At 53.6% G+C, this 18,397-nt stretch carries 15 protein-coding genes and 4 pseudogenes; 4 read left to right on the top strand and 15 right to left on the bottom strand.

Features of this window, described 5'->3' with window-relative positions; translation table 11 throughout:
- Nucleotides 1–50: 50 nt before the first annotated feature.
- The 5 genes and pseudogenes from RSF91_RS12865 to istB form a co-directional block, all read right to left on the bottom strand.
- Nucleotides 51–344: pseudogene (locus RSF91_RS12865) on the bottom strand (transposase); the annotation flags it as partial.
- A 194-nt stretch (nucleotides 345–538) separates the two neighbouring features.
- Nucleotides 539–2,122 carry an EAL domain-containing protein gene (locus RSF91_RS12860; protein ID WP_332568793.1) on the bottom strand — a complete coding sequence of 528 codons (1,584 nt, stop codon included), beginning with the start codon at nucleotides 2,120–2,122 and terminating at the stop codon, nucleotides 539–541.
- A 224-nt stretch (nucleotides 2,123–2,346) separates the two neighbouring features.
- Nucleotides 2,347–3,891 carry a methyl-accepting chemotaxis protein gene (locus tag RSF91_RS12855; RefSeq protein ID WP_332568792.1) on the bottom strand — a complete coding sequence of 515 codons (1,545 nt, stop codon included), beginning with the start codon at nucleotides 3,889–3,891 and terminating at the stop codon, nucleotides 2,347–2,349.
- A 385-nt stretch (nucleotides 3,892–4,276) separates the two neighbouring features.
- Nucleotides 4,277–4,747, bottom strand: a pseudogene (locus RSF91_RS12850) (IS5 family transposase); the annotation flags it as partial.
- Nucleotides 4,748–4,821: 74 nt separating this feature from the next.
- Nucleotides 4,822–5,372 (bottom strand): annotated as a pseudogene (gene istB, locus RSF91_RS12845) (IS21-like element helper ATPase IstB); the annotation flags it as partial.
- Nucleotides 5,373–5,384: 12 nt separating this feature from the next.
- Between istB and RSF91_RS19825 the strand changes: the two are divergent.
- Nucleotides 5,385–5,591: pseudogene (locus RSF91_RS19825) on the top strand (IS481 family transposase); the annotation flags it as partial.
- 88 nt (nucleotides 5,592–5,679) lie between these two features.
- On the opposite strand, the gene RSF91_RS12835 reads toward RSF91_RS19825, so the two are convergent.
- The 10 genes from RSF91_RS12835 to RSF91_RS12790 form a co-directional block, all read right to left on the bottom strand.
- Nucleotides 5,680–7,122: an aldehyde dehydrogenase family protein gene (locus RSF91_RS12835; RefSeq protein ID WP_332568791.1), complete on the bottom strand. Its 1,443-nt coding sequence runs from the start codon at nucleotides 7,120–7,122 to the stop codon at nucleotides 5,680–5,682.
- Nucleotides 7,123–7,303: 181 nt separating this feature from the next.
- A complete protein-coding gene (locus RSF91_RS12830; RefSeq protein WP_332568790.1) occupies nucleotides 7,304–8,149 on the bottom strand; it encodes an aldolase/citrate lyase family protein in 846 nt (281 codons plus the stop codon).
- 8 nt (nucleotides 8,150–8,157) lie between these two features.
- Nucleotides 8,158–9,003, bottom strand: coding sequence for an alpha/beta fold hydrolase (locus RSF91_RS12825; RefSeq protein WP_332568789.1), 846 nt, complete (start codon nucleotides 9,001–9,003; stop codon nucleotides 8,158–8,160).
- A 142-nt stretch (nucleotides 9,004–9,145) separates the two neighbouring features.
- On the bottom strand, nucleotides 9,146–10,123 hold the full coding sequence (locus RSF91_RS12820) for a Bug family tripartite tricarboxylate transporter substrate binding protein (protein WP_332568788.1): 978 nt from the start codon (nucleotides 10,121–10,123) through the stop codon (nucleotides 9,146–9,148).
- A 71-nt stretch (nucleotides 10,124–10,194) separates the two neighbouring features.
- Entirely contained in the window at nucleotides 10,195–10,734 is a 540-nt protein-coding gene (locus RSF91_RS12815) for a VOC family protein (RefSeq protein WP_332568787.1), read from the bottom strand.
- A gap of 17 nt (nucleotides 10,735–10,751) precedes the next feature.
- A complete protein-coding gene (locus RSF91_RS12810; protein ID WP_332568786.1) occupies nucleotides 10,752–11,825 on the bottom strand; it encodes a porin in 1,074 nt (357 codons plus the stop codon).
- Nucleotides 11,826–12,009: 184 nt separating this feature from the next.
- Nucleotides 12,010–12,843, bottom strand: coding sequence for an alpha/beta fold hydrolase (locus tag RSF91_RS12805; protein WP_332568785.1), 834 nt, complete (start codon nucleotides 12,841–12,843; stop codon nucleotides 12,010–12,012).
- A gap of 85 nt (nucleotides 12,844–12,928) precedes the next feature.
- Nucleotides 12,929–13,483, bottom strand: a complete 555-nt coding sequence (locus RSF91_RS12800) for a VOC family protein (RefSeq protein WP_332568784.1) — start codon at nucleotides 13,481–13,483, stop codon at nucleotides 12,929–12,931.
- A 32-nt stretch (nucleotides 13,484–13,515) separates the two neighbouring features.
- A complete protein-coding gene (hpaH, locus tag RSF91_RS12795) occupies nucleotides 13,516–14,316 on the bottom strand; it encodes a 2-oxo-hept-4-ene-1,7-dioate hydratase (RefSeq protein WP_332568783.1) in 801 nt (266 codons plus the stop codon).
- Nucleotides 14,317–14,372: 56 nt separating this feature from the next.
- A complete protein-coding gene (locus tag RSF91_RS12790; protein ID WP_332568782.1) occupies nucleotides 14,373–15,335 on the bottom strand; it encodes a Bug family tripartite tricarboxylate transporter substrate binding protein in 963 nt (320 codons plus the stop codon).
- Nucleotides 15,336–15,611: 276 nt separating this feature from the next.
- Here RSF91_RS12790 and RSF91_RS12785 point away from each other — a divergent pair, with 276 nt between their 5' ends.
- From RSF91_RS12785 to RSF91_RS12775, 3 genes are all read left to right on the top strand, one after another.
- The gene (locus RSF91_RS12785) at nucleotides 15,612–16,373 is read left to right on the top strand and encodes a GntR family transcriptional regulator (RefSeq protein ID WP_442878848.1); all 762 of its coding nucleotides are present in this window, start codon (nucleotides 15,612–15,614) and stop codon (nucleotides 16,371–16,373) included.
- Between the two features lie 243 nt (nucleotides 16,374–16,616).
- Nucleotides 16,617–17,438 carry an IclR family transcriptional regulator domain-containing protein gene (locus tag RSF91_RS12780; RefSeq protein ID WP_332568781.1) on the top strand — a complete coding sequence of 274 codons (822 nt, stop codon included), beginning with the start codon at nucleotides 16,617–16,619 and terminating at the stop codon, nucleotides 17,436–17,438.
- Nucleotides 17,435–18,358: a LysR substrate-binding domain-containing protein gene (locus RSF91_RS12775; protein WP_332568780.1), complete on the top strand. Its 924-nt coding sequence runs from the start codon at nucleotides 17,435–17,437 to the stop codon at nucleotides 18,356–18,358. The genes RSF91_RS12780 and RSF91_RS12775 overlap by 4 nt, the downstream gene beginning before the upstream one ends.
- Nucleotides 18,359–18,397 lie beyond the last annotated feature (39 nt).

Genomic DNA, 18,397 nt, shown 5'->3' with positions numbered 1-18,397 from the left:
ATCAAGACGTAAACACAACGGAGCCTTTAATGTCAAGGTGGCGCTGGACAGATAGTGCTGAAATCAGGCACCGGCCAATGCAGCCCTGACAACGTCAGAAGGAATTCGACAAAGCCCACCGCTTGGCGCAGTGCCAAGCCGAACAGATTCTTGATGGTCAAGCAAAACTGAATGGCGGCATCCGAGAACTTCGGGCTGCGCCCGCGTTTGCCACAGCAAGCGGCAAACCATTACATGCGCTTGTCAAGCCAGATGGTCAACGAGCCCCGTGACTTCAAAGCGACGTTGTAGCTGGGCCAGTTGATGGTGCGGTAACGGGGCGTGGAACTGCGAGACGTGCTCATGCGGAGATCCTAGCGGCTCGCGCAGACTGATTTGTGCAACAACGCCTCGAAGACTGGTCGATTCAGCCAGCAGGTTGGCAAGCAGTTCTTTGGGTACTTTGTCTTTATGCGTCTTGAACGTCATTGTGCTTACGGACAAGCCAGCTTGTGTTGACGGTGGATTGGCCGTTTACACAAAACTCGACGCACCTTCCTTACTGGAAGCTTGTCATAAACACGACGAAAGCTGCCACATCCATGGGGCGCCCTAGCGCATAGCCTTGACCATAGCGCACGCCTTCTGCCCGCAGCAGTTCTACCTGCTCCATTTTTTCAATGCCCTCAGCCACGGTTTGCGCGTTGACGGCGATGGCGATACGAACGATTTCGGGAATCAGGTTGGATCGCACTGTATCGCCTTCCAGTTCATAGACGAATGAGCCATCAATCTTCAACAAATCCGGGGAGAGCTGCGTGACAGATTTCAGGTTGGAGTAGCCTGTACCAAAGTCATCCACAGCGATGAGAAAACCCTGCGATTTCAGTTGCTGCACATCTCCAATCAGCTCGCTCGACAGGCTGTGTTCAGTGACCTCAATGCATATCTCGAAATCATCGCGCTCACTGGCTTGCAAAGCATTCTTCAACAGAGGCACTAGCCTGTTTGCATCAATGCTTTTTGGAAAGCAGTTCAACGCGATGCTGAACTTTCCCTCCTCCCTGCGCGGAAAATGTACCGCCAGCTCCCGGATGGCCTTGCGCATAACGGCATGGTCGAAACGCCGCTCGAGTTCCGCGTCCACAATGGCTGGAATCATTTGATCCGGCGACCAGATTTTGTCCTTCTCCTTCAAACGAGCTAGGACTTCGCAACCCATAGGGCGCATGGTCTGCAAGTCGAATACCGGCTGATAAAGCAGCATCAGATGAGCATCGTCACAGAGAAAACCGATACGCTTGACTAGCCCTGAAAGCCTGAGTACATAGGGGGTGATCGTGCCGACCGTCAGCACAGCAATCAGCAACGTTCCGGCAAACAAGGCTAGTAGCAACAGATCCTGCCGAGCGATATTCAACAAACTGCGCTGTGTTTGTAGAACCACATCCAGACCAGGCGTCATGCTGACAAGTTCATAACTCAGTCCACGCCACAAAAATCGAGAGCTCGTTAGTCGTTCGGCACGAGCCTTCATTCTTGGTATTTTTTTGGAATCAACACGGGTATGAAGCACAAAGAGACCATCTGTCGTGCTTAGCCAGACGACATCGGAGCTGGTGTACAGATCATCTGTTGCAAAAGGACTGATGACCACGTTGACCCGTGGACGCTGAATGATGGTTGCGGCCTGCTTCTTGCCTGCCATCGTCAGCGGCACATTGACCAACATCTCCACCCCAGAGCGAGTAATCTGAACGGGATAATTGCCTTTGATGGGTACCGAAAGCAGCCCCAGTGACGTGGAGCAAATCAGCCGTCTTTCATGATCCAGCAAGCCTATCTCGCGCAGGTATCGAGTCCCCAGTAAATGTGCATTCAGGCTAACCAAGCCTCGGTCGCTGCAATTTAGGTCATCTTGACCAGCCAGCTGGTTGAGTAGATCTACACCTTCCGCGGTAACACTCTGGAAGATGCGCAGGGCCGTGTCGTGGCGCTGCGCAATTCGACTTTGATCTAACCACACCGCCGTGACTATCGCACCCAACATAAGTGCTAGGGCAATCACAAGCCCGATGCCGTAGATAAAGACCTTGGGCATCTCCGCAATCTTCAGAAGTAGCCAGTAGTGGACCTTGTTCAAATCCGTCTTCCTTACCGTTAGCAAGAGACATTAGTGCCTGAGTGGGGCGTTGGGTATCTCTGATCTTGCCAGAACAGGCGCATGAGAAATGAGCTGTTTCAAGGTAAGTTGCGTATTCCAGCGGAACTGACCACCTGTACCGGTCCACGCTGAGCAGTCTGTTGGTTGGGACCGGCTGTGTTCCGCCAAATGCAGTAGTCAAGATTGATAGTTGGAACGGCCGTTTACCGGAAAACGCCAATCGCTTCCACGAGATTTTTCACCTGCCATTGCATGCTGCTGGAAGCCTGCGCGCCCTGAGTTACCAGTTGCGCATTCTGTTGCGTCAGATAGTCCATGTCTGCCACCGACTTTCCGACCTGGGCGATCTCCTCGCTTTGTTCACGCGTGGCCTTACTGATCTCGGCAATGAAATCCGCAACGCTGCGTGCCTGGGAGACGATATCTCCAATGTTGCGCCCCGCATCGTTCACAACCAGAGAGCCTGCCTCGATATTGGCAGTGCTGGCATGAATAAGCGCCTTGATCTCCTTGGCGGCATCGGCACTGCGCTGAGCCAGGGTCCGCACCTCACCGGCAACGACAGCAAAACCCCTGCCATGCTCGCCAGCACGGGCGGCCTCCACGGCCGCATTTAAAGCCAGTAAATTGGTTTGAAAGGCAATGCCGTCAATCACTCCGACGATGTCGGCAATCCGGCGAGAGTTGGCCGTAATGGACTCCATGGTGGAGACGATCTGATCCATGGACGCCCCCCCGCGCAAGGCCGCAGCGCTGGCTTCACTGGCCAGCACACCAGCTTTTTGCGCCGTATCGGCGCTGGATTGAACCCGAGCCGTGATCTGTTCCATGGACGCCGAGGTCTGGGCCACATTCACCGCAAGCTGCTCCGTCTGCCCGTGCAAATAGCTATTACCCTGCTCGATTTCGTTACAGGCCTGCTGAACATTAAGCGCCTGCTGATTCACATCGTCCACCAGCCAGCGGAACATGAGACCGATCTGGTTGACCGTGCGCAGTGTGGTGCCGATTTCATCCGTGCGCTGCAAATATTCCGTCGGCCGGTTGTTGCCGGTTGCCACATTCAGTGACTGACGTTTCAACAGCTCTAGTGGCGTGGCGAACTGACTCTCCAGCAAGAACGTCATCACCATCAGAGTGACGGTCATGAAGGCCGCCATCGACAGGAACTGTATCTGGCCTTGACCCAGCAGCCAGGCCCCCAGCAACAAGACAGCCCATATAGCCAGCGAGTTCAGGCGAATGCGCCGGCGCACTCCCATATGGCGCCAGATCGACAGCACCTTCCCCAGCCCTTTCTTCGAGACTATGCCTTTGTACAGCTCAGGGGCGGCATCGCCCTTGTCGTGCATAGTCTCATACAGCGTTTGCGCCGCTTCAACCTCTTTGCGCTCGGGCTGAGTCCGCACTGACATATAGCCCTTGGCCTTGTCATTGCGTATGATGGGAATGGCATTTGCCCGCACCCAGTAGTGGTCCCCGTTCTTGCGCCGGTTTTTGACCAGTGCACTCCATGGCTCGCCGCTTTTGAGCGTGGCCCACATATCGGCAAAAGCGGCCGGGGGCATGTCTGGGTGGCGCACCAGATTGTGCGTCTGGCCGAGAATCTCTTCCGGCTCGAAGCCGCTGACCTCCATGAATGCCTGATTGGCATATTTGATGTAGCTCTCTGTGTCCGTGGTTGACATCAGAGTTGCATGCTCATCAAAGCTGTACTCCCGCTGGGTTACCTGTGCGTTCACTCTCATATGTACCCCTCTGTGGTCAATGGCCAGACGAAATGAGATGCCGACCAGATTGAGCAAGACTGATACCCGTTCCGTTGTCCGAACCCGCGCGATCGCTCATTGCGCACTTATTTATATCAAGTGCTTATATGCACCTTGACTTTCAGCAATTATCAATTAGAAATCAGAACTTATGCATCTGACTCACATCGATCAGATCTGATCGAAGGAGTTATATTGATTTATTTGAATTAATTTGATACAGGTCAATTTGCAGATTTTAAATTCCTCTAGCTAGGCAACTAGGAGAGGTACATGAATTCAATTGTCAGTGTCAGCTACAGCATGGAATGGAGCTGTTGTACAAATCAATTTGAATCTGAGACGCCCCTAACCCCAGACACAGCTATGCCACGGGGACCGTTTGCGGGCAGCCCAGTTCAGTGAACCGATTCAGAATGGCGACACGAATATGCAGTTCGTTGACCTGGCGCTCAAAGGTTCTGGACATGACCCGTTCGCCCAGCCGTTTGATACAGTTCATCTTGGTTTCGACCAGACTGCGCCAGTGATAACCACTCCACACTTTCCATATCCTTCGGCCCAAACGCCGACATGCGGCGATAGCCGCATTGCGGTACACAAAAGCATCGCAATTGCGTATTCGTGCATTCTTTCTTGGGGGAGTGATGGGAGCGCAGCCTCGTTGGCGCAGTGCTTCATAAACCGCTTGTGTGTCATAAGCGCCATCACCAGTCAAGCTGCGCAAAGCCTCATCTGCAGGAACTTGCTCGAGCATAGCGGCCACAACCGCTGCATCGCGCTCATCATTGCTGGTCACGCAAATCGTCCGCATCTGAAGCGTTTGAGCATCAATGTGTTGATTTCCACGCAAGACTGACCCGCTATTTCCATCTCAATCTAACCCACCTTTTGGCTTGAGCCGTAGGCTCAAGATGTGGATAAGGTTTTGCTTCTCTCCTTCCTTGTAGGCGGTTGTTGGACTGCACTGCTGCGCTTGAAGCGGTACCTGTCATTGCCTGTTTCTAGAATATGGCAGTGGTGGGTCAGCCGGTCCAGCAAAGCCGTGGTCATCTTGGCATCGCAAACACGCTGGCCCATTCGCTAAAACTCAGATTGGTGGTGATCACCACACTCGCGCGCTCGTACAGGGTTGAGAGCAGATGGAACAGTAGCGATCCGCCAGATGAGCTGAAGGGCAGATAGCCCAGCTCATCGAGTATCAGCAAATCTGTATGCACCAGCCTGTGGGCGAGCTATCCGGCTTTGCCTTGGGACTTCTCTTGCTCCAAGGCGTTGACCAACTCCACGGTAGAGAAGAAGCGCACCCTTTGGCGATGTTGCTCGATGGCCTGAATTCCCAATGCCGTCGCGATGTGCTTCTTGCCAGTACCGGGTCCGCCGACAAGCACCACATTGTTAGCCTTCTCGATGAATTCACAGCGATGAAGGCTGCGTACCAAGGCTTCATTGATCTCGCTGTGGTCGATTCAACCATCCTGCAGGAGTTCTACCAGGTGGCATTCCGACGCAAGATCTACAGATCCATAGACGAACTGCAAGTGGACTTGGATAGTTGGATCGATTACTACAACTGCCAGCGCACGCATCAGGACAAGATGTGATGCGGCATCATGCCGATGCAAACGCTGGTCGACACAAAGGAGACCTGGGACGAGAAGGTGAAAGCACTGAACTAATCTGACAGCCGACCCAGTACGAACTGGAGCATCTGTCAGATAAGATCGGAACTTCTACAATTGATACGCTGGGACTTGATTTTTCATCTCATGAAAATGTATAAGCCGTCTTAACTATCGTGTAAAACTCCTTCGCATACTGACCCTGTTCACGAGCCCCATAGCTTGATGCCTTTCTTCCACCAAATGGAACGTGATAGTCAACCCCGGCTGTTGCAACATTGACCATAACCATCCCCGCCTGAGAGTGGCGTTTGAAATGGCTGGCATATTTCAAGCTCGTAGTAGCAATGCCTGCAGACAGGCCAAACGGCGTGTCATTGGCCACCGCCAGAGCTTCTTCATAGTCCTTGACACGAATAACGGTCGCCACGGGGCCAAAGATTTCTTCGCGATTGATCCGCATCTGGTTGTGGGTTTCCGTGAACAACGCCGGTGCCAAATAATTACCGGGCGTTCCCCGCTCCAGCAAAGTTCCACCAATCGCCAGCGTTGCCCCCTCATCCCGACCAATCTGCACATAGGAGAGGTCCTGCTCCAACTGCGAACGGCTTGCTACGGGGCCAATATCAGTATCGTCAGCCAAGGCATCCCCAACGCGAAGCTGGGCGATGCGCTCTTTCATGGCCGCGACATAACGGTCATGAATACCCTCGGTGACGATGAACCGGCTTGTGGCTGTACAGCGCTGGCCGGTTGAGAAGAATGCGCTTTGTACGCTCAACTCGACTGCTTGTCGCAAATCTGCATCGTCCAGCACGACTTGGGGATTCTTCCCCCCCATCTCCAACTGCACTTTTTTGAGCTGCGCAGCGCACTTTTGAGCAATCTGCATTCCGGTACCCGTCGATCCCGTGAATGTCATCGCAGAAATATTGGGGTGATTGACCAAGCACTCGCCCACGACACGGCCAGAGCCCATCACCAGGCTAAAAACGCCGGCAGGAATGCCGCTGCGCGAGATGATCTCTGCCAACGCCCAAGCGCTTCCTGGCACCACATCTGCAGGTTTGAACACAACACAATTGCCATATGCTAGGGCAGGCGCAATCTTCCAGGCTGGAATCGCGATCGGAAAGTTCCAAGGGGTGATGACGCCAACCACGCCCACAGCCTCGCGTGAAACTTCCACAGAAACACCTGGCCGCACAGAAGGCAAGATATCGCCGGTCATCCGCAGACATTCACCCGCAAAAAAATGAAAGATTTGCCCTGCACGAACCACTTCGGCAATGGCTTCTTTGCGGGTTTTCCCCTCCTCACGCGCCAACAAGGCTCCCAGTTCAAACTGGCGTGCAATCAGCTCCGCGCCAATAAACGCCAACGCATCACTGCGCTGCTGAATGCCACTGACAGACCAAGAATCAAACGCCTGATGGGCAGCTGCAACCGCAGTCTCAACTAAAGGCAAATCGGCCTGAGCGTAATAACCGAGTACATCTTCGTGATTGCTGGGGTTGACGTTTGGCTGATAGCTGGCACCACTCACCCACTGGCCGGCGATGAAGAGATCATGTTTTGGACTGCTCATATATACCCAATGCTTACAAATCTTGAGGTGGCATCAACCTTGCACTGACAAGCATTTGCCAAGTGCGTAATGGCAGCCATCGCCGGTGGCTCAAAGCTGCCATGCCACGTGGAAACTTAATTGCAGGCGACTTTCGAGACGCAAAATCTCGCTCTGACGCGCTGACTGGAGATATATGGGATCAATAGCCGTTACGGCTCACCACAACAGGCGAAGCGGTCTGGGTGAAACGAGAGGCCAGCCCTTGCGCAGCCATGGACAAAAGGCTGATATCCACGCCCACAGCGGCAAAACTCACACCCGCCTCCAGCCACTGGTGCGCTTGTGCTTCCTGGGTCGCCAAAATACCCGATGGCTTACCCGCAGCCGCAATGCGTGCCAATGCCTTTTGAATAGCAGCCACCACCTCTGGATGGCCGGGCTGCCCCAAATACCCCATGGATGCAGACAGATCTGCCGGGCCAATAAACACCCCATCGACGCCGGGAGTGGCCGCAATCTCATCGATATTGTTCAACGCCTCCACCGTTTCAACCTGGACCAGCAGGCAAACTTGCGCATTGGCCTCTTGCAGATAACTGGAAAAACGATTCCAACGAGAGGAGCGCGCCAAACCGCAACCAATACCCCGGTTCCCCATGGGCGGGTAGCGCATGGCACTGGCCATCGACGCAGCCTGCTCAGGGGTATCAATCATCGGCAACAACAAGGTCTGCACACCCAATTCCAGATACTGTTTGACCAGCACGGGGTCTGCTGTGGGCAAGCGCACAACTGGATGTGCCGCTCTGGCACTCGCAGGCAAAGTACTGGTTGCGCTGGCAATCGCTTGCAACTGAGCCAAAGTACCTCGCAGATCATTCGGCGCATGCTCACCATCGATCAGCAACCAGTCAAAGCCTGTGCCCGCCACCATTTCTGCCACATAGGCATCGCCAGTCGCCAGCCACAGGCCGATCTGACGATTATGTTGCGAAATCGCCTGTTTGAATTGGTTTACAGGCAAGCCTGATGCAATAGTCGTCATATCAAAACTTAGCGAGTGTGTTCAAGTAGAAAGGGCTCGCTGGCCTGATGAAAGGCCTCTGGCTGCTCATACTGCGCCCAGTGGTCACAGCCCTTGAGCTCCACCAGTTCGGCACGGGGTGCCGCCTTAGCAATGGCGTAGGCGTTGCCCAAGAACATATTGGGTGCATCCACCGCTGCAATGACCTGAATCGGCAACTGCAATGACTGCCACTGTTCGTGCGTCAAAGCCTGACCTCCCAGGCTGAACGCTAGCAGACGCGGCATGGCATCTTTCATCGACGGTTGCAGGTAAATCGCCAAACGCACGGCTACTAGTTCATCCGCCAGCGTTTCAGGGTTCAGAACCAGCCCCTTCATGGCGGCAGATACCGAATCCCAGGACGGAGCACCTGCAGCAGCAGAACGGCGCTTGCGCACGCCATCGGCAAAACGGCGCTCTTCTTCTTCATCGGTCACGATTCCCGCAGGCGCGATCATGACCAAGCTTTGAATACGCTCAGGATAAGTTTGTGCAATCGCCGCTCCTATCCACGAGCCCAGCGAGACACCCACCATCGAGGCACTGGCAATGCCCAAAGCGTCCATAAAAGCTACCACATGCTCAGCGTAATCAGGAATCAGATAGTCATGCTTTGGCTTGTCGGTATAGCCACAACCCAGCAGATCAAGCCCAATGACTCGAAAATTCTGGGCGTATTGCGCATAGTTGTGGCAGAAATTCTCCAGACTCCCAGCGGTGCCATGCAAAAGCAACAGGGTAGGAGCCCCCTGTGGGCCTATAACCAAATAGCGAGTCTTGACGCCGTTCACGTCCGCCCACCCCAGTTGATGTGGCACTTGGTTGAGATGCATCCAGATTGATGATGTTTGGCTCATACTTAACCCACTATCCAATGAAAAATCCAAGAAAAAAACATCATTTCCACGCACACCTTGAAGCTGTGAGCGCTGCGAAGGTCTGCCACATGTCTTCAGCAGACCTTTTCACTTCTACCTATTCAGGCTTAAAACCAGTCCTCGCAATGATGGGACGCCACATGGCCAGTTCTGCCCGCTGCAACTGATCCGTCTCTTTGGAATTGCGATACATAGGCGCCATCGTCATCTTGGTCTTCAGCGCGTTGATAAATTCCGGACTTTGGGAAATTTTCTCCAGCGCAGCGGACATGGCCTGAACTTCACTTGCAGGCGTGTTTTTGGAAGTCCACATTCCCATCCAGGCATCGCCCGCTACGGCATCAAAGCCTTGCTCAGTAAAGGTCGGCACATCAGGCGCCAAAGATGAGCGTTTTTGACCAAACACGCCAATGATCTTCACCTTCGGATTGTCTTTGTGGTGCAGAAAATCGCTGGCCGCCATGCTGGCTGCAGGAATCTGCCCGCCCAGCAAATCGATATTCACCGCACTATTGCCCTTGTAGGGAACCACTTCAAGCTTGATACCCGCAGCTTCTGCCAATCGCATGCCCGCAAAATGGGTATGGCTACCTGCTCCAGAGGTACCAAAAATGCCTTTACTTGGGTTGGCTTTGACCCATTGCACATACTCTTTGGCGTTGGTAACGCCAGTGCTGCTGTTCACCACCATACCTAACGGATAAGTTGACAAGGCAGCCACCGGCGTCAGATCCGTCAGCATGTCATAGCCAAGCGCAGCTCGAGAAAAGAGCAGTTCCAAGAAAACTAGCCCTGCATTGGGTGAGATAAGGAAAGTATGGCTATTGGGCGCGCTGGCTTTCACCGCCTGCGTTGCCATTCGCCCATGCGCTCCCGGTCTATTTTCCACAATGACCGTTTTGCCCAATTCGCTTTGAATTCTTTCTGCACACAAACGGGCAAACAGGTCAGTCACTCCCCCCGGCGCAAACCCCACCAGAAGTTTGATCGGGGAACTTTCCTGAGCCAGTGTACCCACGGCTACTGTGGCAAGCGATGCAGAAATACTCGTCTTCAAAAAATGGCGGCGTTGCATGTTTGTCTCCATTATCCTTGGCTGGTATTATTCTTGGTACTGAATGCGATTGAGGCTACTAATTGAAAATTTCAGGCAGATTGCATTTGCTGCTGCATATTTTCAATCCATTGCTGACGCGGCATAAAGGTCGGGTTATCACGGCATTCCGCTTCTACCTGAGCCAAAATCTCTTCTTCGGATAAAGTGAGATCCAATGGTTTTCCAACAGGCTGACTCACATACCAAGGAGTATGGCAGTAAATTTCGCACTGATTACCCTCAGGATCCTGGACATATAGACTCAACGCATTGCCATGGCTCTTGACCATATTAATGGGCACACCTTCTGCCAAAGCTTTGGCATGAAAACCTTTGAGTGTTGTGAGATCTGGCACCAGAAACGAAAGCTGATTCACGGTGGGCTTGCTGCCGGGCTCACGCCCCACCACCAGCACCACCTGATGGTGCTCCGTAGGGTCAGCGCTCAAAAAAGCCCCCTTCCCCACAGTTCCCATGCCACCATCCGTCTTCGTCATCCCAAAAAATTCTTGGTAGAAGGCCGCCATTTTTTCCAACTCCACCACATAAATACCAACGTGTTTGAAGTGTGCTTTCAGTTTCTGGGTCATATCTAGCAATCTCTGATTTAGAAGGTATGGCGCATGCCAACACTCCACTGGTTTTGTCGAGAGTTGCTGGAGTTAACCAAGCCCATCGACGCTATTCCGCCGTTGCTCACCTTTTGGTTGGTGTAGAAGGCATACAAAGTGCTGCGCTTGCTCAAATCATAGGTAGCACCCAGATTGAATTGACGCACATCCTGATTGCGCGCGCTCTTGTCATTGAGCACCTGATAACCCGCAGACAAGCGCCATGCGTTCACTGGGAACACCGCACGCACGGACATCACATCACCGTCCACGTCTTTCACGTTCTTGGCGTTGCGCTGCTGCGTATAAATGGCACCCAGGTGCATAAAACCAAAGTTGTAGCCGCCTACAACAGCCAAGATCTTGTCTTTGGCTTCAGCACCCGCGCAGCCACCGCGCGTCTTGCATTCACGCTCAAGGTAGGTCACCGCAGCATTCACCGGGCCTTTGGCGTAACCCACACCGGCCGACAGCGTGCGGCCTGCGGCGTTATCGCCCGCCACTTCACCCAAGCCCATCATGGCTGTTGCTGTAAAACCGCCCATATCGGGGCTGGTGTATTTGATGGAGTTATCGGTACGGCTGCCACCAATGGTGTTGTCAAAACGGCCCACAGAGGATCCGGGGATAGCAATCCCATCCACAGCACCGCCGACCAAGCCAAAAGTGGGGGCCCCGCTCGAAAGCACCAGATGGTCGTAAATAGGCGAATATTGGCGACCCAAGGTCAAGGTACCGAATTGCGAGGACTTCAAGCCTACCCATGCTTGACGATTGAAGAACACCGTGGACGAAGTGGATGTGCCGGTATCCATTTCGATACCACTCTCCAAAGTGAACACCGCGCTCAAACCACGTCCCAGGTCTTCATTACCTTTGAAGCCGATGCGAGAAGACTGCAAACGCCCGCTGGTCACAGCGTTCAAGCTGCCTCCCTCTTTGTTACTGATGTGCGCAAAGCCCATGTCTGCCACGCCATACAGTTGCACGGAACTGGTTTGGGCCGAAGCTCCCATGCATGCTGTAGCCACCACTGTACCGGCAGCCAAAGCCATTGTTATATTTTTCATTTTGTCTCCTGAAATTGTTATCTTGATAATTCCGTCTAAGAACGGCACGTCTTTTCAGATGATGTTTTTAAATATCATTATTAATTCCATAATGACTTAGCCACACCCCAGAAACCTGCAAATTAAAAATTCGCGCAAGTTTATCCACCGCAGATCACTGCGCTTATTTCTAATAGATTATTATTTATTTCAGATTGAGGAAACCCGTCACTTCAAGATTAAATTCCTCGGGCTTTTCGATAGGAACAAGCAAACCACATTGAGAATGAATATGAACCCGAGAGTTCTTAATTCTATTCAACATAAAAAGCGAGTTATCGTAATTTAATGTTGGATTATCACGACCCCAGATAATCAGCGTTTGGGCTTCAATGCGGTGCAGTTCCGGCCACAGCACCTCCAAGTTTTCGCCAGGCTTGCCGCCCTTACCCTCCGGCGCCTGGTCCATGAACTCGGGAGCAATACTGGCCTCATAGCGTTCACGCACCATCTCATCTGTAATGCAGCGCTTATCAAATACCAAGCGCTCCATACTGGCGCGCATGCGCTCCATGCTCGGGCCTTCACCTTGGTAGTAGCTGTGCGTGGCTGGCGTACTTTTTTGCTGGAACAAAGACAGGCCACCTGGGCAATTGATGAGCACCAATTTATCCACAATGCCTGGAGACTCGAGCGCCATCTTGATGGCCACAGAGCCACCTGTGGCCATGCCCAAAATATGGGCTTTCTCAATGTTCAGCGCCGCCAACATATCTTTAAAGCACTGCGCGTAAGCACCAGTGCGCACCCCATCAATGGCCGGTTTGTCAGACTTGCCGTAACCGGGCAAATCCACAATCAAGGTGCGAAAGTTTTGCGACAACGCCTCTAAATTGCGGCCGAAATTGCTCCAGCCAAAAGCACCGGGAGCTCCCCCATGAATGCACAGCAGAACGGGGCCTTCACCCGCCTCGTGGTAATGAATCTTGACGGGGCCAGCTTGCACAAATCGGCTGGTGTTTTCAGGGGTGAGACGCATGGCAATGGAAGCTTGAAATAAACGGCAGCAAAGCAAATAAAACAGTACTCAAACTACGTAAAGAAGTCGGCGGAAACAGCGTCATTCAAGGCAACTGGCGCTGCGCATCAATGCGTGCCTGAATCTCGGCCTGCCATTCGCTGCGCAGCTTGAAGCCCTTGCTTGTCTTAGCTGATTGCTCGGTACGTGCGCGGATGGTCTGCACATCTTCATTGACCAAATCCAGCGGCCACCAGATAGGCTGGCTCACATACCAAGGCGTGGGGGTGTAGCACTCGATGCGGTTACCCTCCGGATCTTCCACATAGATGCTCCATGTGTTGCCGTGGTCTTTTTGCTGCAGGATCTTGACGCCTTCTTTATGAAAGTCTTCGGCCAAGCCTTTGAGCGTTTCCAGATCTTCGTAAACAAACGAGATTTGGTTCATACCGGGCCATTCGGGCTTGCGGCCATTGGCAATCGCCAACTGGTGGTGCTCTTCAGGGTCAGCGGTCATAAAAGCCACCTCATGCCCTGTAGAGCCAATACCGTGGTCGGACACGACCAAACCAAACCAGCGCGAGTAAAACTGGATTAGCGTAGAGGGTTCAAAAGCAAAAATGCCAATGTGACGGAAGTGACCTTTGGGTAGCAATGCCATGAAAAATCCTTGAGAAACGGTGCGAAGATCAATTAGATAAAGCGAAAGGCCACGGAACCCATTGGGCCGTAGTCCACATGAAAGTTATCGCCCGCCACGGCGGAGACTGGGCGTGTGAAGGAGCCAGCCAACACTACCTCACCGGCTTGCAGCGACTCGCCCCATGGGGCCAGCTTGTTGGCCAGCCATGCCACACCGGTGGCCGGATGATTGAGCACAGCAGCGGCCACGCCCGACTCTTCAATCACGCCGTTTTTGTGCAGCAGCGCGCTGACCCAGCGCAGGTCCACGGCATCAGGGCGCACAGGGTTACCACCCAGCACAATGCCTGCGTTGGCGGCGTTGTCAGAGATGGTGTCAAACACCCGGCGCGGCGCTTTGGTAACGCGATCGAACTGCTCAATCCGGGAATCAATGATTTCGATGGCCGGCACCACGTAATCCGTGGCTTTGAGTACATCAAAAATCGTCACATTCGGGCCTTGCAACGGCTTGGACAAGATGAACGCCAGTTCCACCTCCACGCGCGGTGCAATAAAGCGGTTGACCGGAATATCACCTTGTACAAAGAACATGCTTTGCAGCAAGGTACCGTAATCAGGCTCATCAATTTGGCTGCTGATTTGCATGGCACGCGAAGTCAGGCCAATCTTGTGCCCTCTGACCACATCCCCTTGCGCAATTTTGTGGGCCACCCATGCACGCGAGATCGCGTAACCGTCCTCAATCGTCATGCCCGGAAAGCGCTTGGAAAAGTGCTCACTTTGCACGCGGCTTTGCTCACTGCCGTGCAGTTCTTTGGCCAGTTGCGCAATGGTTTTAGGGTCCAACATAAATATCCTATAGATCTGTCGCTGCGTGTCTTGTTCGCTGTGGTGGCTACCCGGTCTTACTGGGGCGTGATTCCCAAACGAGCAGCCAGAGCCGTCCACTCGGTGATGCTTTGCTGAATTTGCTGACGCAATTCTTCGCGCGTGGTGGGCTTGGCCTCGAAATACAGGTTCTCAACGCGCTTGATGGTCTCTGGCGAGCGCAGCACTTCGTTCACATCACGGTTGATTCGGTCCAGTACATTCTTGGGCGTGCCCTTGGGAGCAAAAAGCCCCATCCAGTTACTGCGAACATTGGGAAGACCCAGTTCTGTAAAAGTTGGCGTATTGGGATAGACCTTAGAGCGCCCCTCACCCGTAATGGCCAAAGTCTTCAGACGGCCCTCCTTCACGAAAGGCAAAGGTGGAAACTCGGACTGCAGCGACATCTGCACTTCGCTGGCGACCAATGCATTGAGCAAAGGCGCAGAGCCACGGTACTGAATGTGCTCCATCTTCACTGCATATTTGTCCTGCATCACACCAAAACTGAGCAGCACATCTCCAGGCCCTGTCGTACCGTAATTCAGCTTGCCCGGATGCTCTTTGGCATAGGCCACCATTTCCTGGAAGGTGTTTGCAGCCAAATCTTTCGGAACGGTCAGAACCAAGCGACCTTGCGCCACTTTGGAAATGGGCTCCAGCGCATCAGGCACACTCACGCCAGGATTGCGCACAAAAATAGGCTGAGCGGGCCACGCTGTGGTGTGCATCAGCAACGTCAAACCATTAGGAGCCGTGGTAGTCACATAACGGGTGCCGATCAAACCACCAGCGCCAGGACGGTTTTCCACAATTACCGGTTGCTTGATTTTTCGCCCGAGCTCCTCCGCCACGATGCGCGCTATCGCATCCGTTCCTGAGGCTGCGGGATAAGGCACCACGATCTTGACGGATCCATTGGGGTAGCCATTGGCATTGGCCGCAGCGGCACTCACCGCCAACAAGCAACCCAGCCCCATTTGGCACAACATTTTCTTCATAGCGTGTCTCATCCTTGTGTGTAGCAAAAGGCGTTGATGACAGCGGCAGCCATTCACTGACGCAATCAACACCTCCAATTGGCACGTATTTTTTGAAAGATGTGCCATTATTTAGCTCATTGAAAAATAAAAAAGACTGTGCAAAGAGTGCACAGATGCATCAGGGAAAACCCAAACATACTTCAGTGCATCAAAAAACTATCATTTGGTACTTAAAACAAGAAAATTGGCATTTTTCATAACCAAGTGTGTACTTGAACTTAATTTCTTCACTTTATGACTGCACACGCATCAGCCGTCGCAATACCTCATAAGACAAGGAACGCGCCCTCCCCCGCCACTAGTCCACGCAAAGGACGGCACACCTTTAACGTCCAGGAAGCTTTGCTGAATGACATTGACCGCGGGGTACTCACGCCAGGCATGGCACTGGAAGAGCGTGCGCTGGCAGAAAAATTTGATGTCTCGCGCACCCCTGTGCGCGATGCCCTCAAGCAACTGGCCCAGATGGGACTGGTCAAACTCACACCCCACGCGGGTGCGCAAATCGCACGCAAATCGATTGGTGAGTTGCGCGCATTGCTGGAGTACGTGAGCGAGTTGGAGCCGCTGTGCACCAAGCTGGCGGCCCGCCGGGTGGATGCGTTGCAGATCGCACGCATGGAGGCCGCCAATGCCCTGTGCGAGCGCTGTGCCGACACGCCGGAGGAATACGGCAAGGCCAATGAGGCCTTTCATGATGTGATCTATGACGCCAGCCATAACCTGATCTTGGCCAACCAAATCAAGGCGGCTCGTCGCCAAGTCAAGATGTACCGGGTGGGAAGCTTGGCGTCTCCTGCGCATATCCAGCGCTCGCTGGAAGACCACGCCGCCATTGTGAAAGCCATCTCCAGCGGCGACGAACGCCGCGCCATGGAAGCCATGCAAAAACATTTGCCAGCTGGAAATACGGGCTTTTCGGAATTTTTGGCCAAAGTACCCATGCACTACTTCGACAATGAATCCGCCAACCCCTATGCGTTGATGCGTTTATAAAATTCATAGCACATCTCCTATGCATATCTATGCATTCGGCACTATTTGCATGGAAATCCTTCATTCACAATCACTGAATGCTTCCATATGAATAGCAAAAACCAAACACTAGACACCTAGATCGCATACTTGTACTGCAACTGAAAATGCTGCCGCACATGCCCGCGCCACACATCGGCTACCTCACGATCACAGACGCACGCGTTTGATCGAATCCTCGCTTCCTCGAAACATTTACAGGCCATGGCTACCACCACTCCCACCTCAACTGCCGTATGCCCCGATCCGCAGTACAAAGAAGTGCGAGGCTTGGCGCGTGGTCTTTCACTGCTTCGCTCACTCAACCAAATGCCGAGCGGCATGTGCTCGACCAGCGAATTGGCCAGGACCTGCGGTATTCACCGGACCACGGCGAAACGACTCCTGGAGACGCTGCGCCAGGAAGGCTATGTAGCCCTAGGCGAGCGCGACGGACAATATCGCCTGTCACGCATGGCCCGCGTATTAGGGGACGGCTACCAAGAGCGTGCATGGGTGAGTCAAGTGGCCCTACCCCAATTGCAGGCACATGCCACCCAGCTCCTATGGCCCTGCAACCTGGCCACGTTTGAAGCAGGCTGGATGGTGCTACTGGCCTCCACCCGCAAACAAAGTCCCATGGCGCATAACCACGCCTTACTGGGTGAGCGCCTTCCAGTCCTGCAAACTGCACTCGGCCGCGCCTACCTTGCGGCCTGCAGCTCCGAGCGATTGACTGCTGTGTTGGCCGATCTGCGCTACCGCCAAAAAGAGTGCAACGTCACCGAAGCCGACCTGCAAACCGTTCAAGAGATCATCGACCAAACCCGTGCCCGTGGCTACGCGCTGAGCGCTGATGTGCAAAATGCCCGTTTTTCCAGCCTTGCCGTGCCAGTGCAGTGCGATGGCACATTGCTGGGCGCACTGAATTTGGTGTTCACCAAAAATGCCCTGGACACCGAAGCGATAGCTCAGGCCTACTTGCCCAAACTTCAGGCCTTGGCAAAAGACATTGGCGAGACCAGCATTTCTTGGATTGACCGATGAGCCAGCCCCTGCGCATTTCAGCGCGCATACCCTCACTGACGGCAGTGCGCTATTTTTCTGTGGCAGCCCGACTGCTGAGTTTTACGGGTGCAGCACAAGAGCTGCATGTCACACAAGCGGCCGTCAGCCGGATGGTGCAAACGTTGGAGCAGGATCTGGGCGTTGCCTTGTTTCAGCGCAGCGGCAAATTCATTCGACTGACCCCTGCAGGCCTTGCCTACTACCAAGAGGTCAGCGAGGCTTTGGCCAAAATTCTGCAAGCCAGCCAAACTGCACGTCGCTCAGCCCAGGAAGAAACGCTCTCGCTGATTGTCAACACCGGTTTTGCCATTCGCTGGCTGGTGCCGCGGCTGCCAGATTTTCAGCGCCTGTATCCGCACATTCACGTGGATATTTTGGCCAGCGAGGCGGATGCCTTGGAAAGTCAGCGCCCAGTGCATTTGAGCATTCGACTTGGCGGCCAAAGCGCGGCAGGCCATAGCGTCACGCGCCTGAACGTAGGAGATGACTTTGGCGTAGTGTGTTCACCGGCACTGCTGAGCTACAAAAAAGTGGCAGCCCCTGCAGACCTGATAGGCCAGCCGCTTCTGGCCCACACCAACCCAACACGCGACTTTTGGGCGGAATATTTTGCTGATGTTGGTTTGGGCTCACTCGACATGGGGCAAGCTCCACGCTTTCACCAACTGCTGATGATTGCTGAGGCGGCGATCTCAGGCCTTGGTTTCGCGCTGGTGCCCCTGTTTTTGTTTCAGGAAGAACTGAAATCTGGCCGCTTGGTGCAGGTGTTTACCCAAACCCACCGACCACAACAAGGCTACTGTTTGGTGCAATCCAAAGAGTCCGAAAAAGACCACAAGGTCAACGGCTTCAAGCAATGGCTGCTGAAGACGGCAGAAACCAATATGCCCTCCTCCTAAGGCATAAGCACCCAACGACGCGAGAAACAAGACGCGACG

Source organism: Comamonas sp., assembly GCF_036643215.1.
Lineage (GTDB): Bacteria > Pseudomonadota > Gammaproteobacteria > Burkholderiales > Burkholderiaceae_C > Comamonas.
Note: the sequence above shows the minus strand (reverse complement) of the source record. Positions and strands in the feature narration are given on the sequence as shown.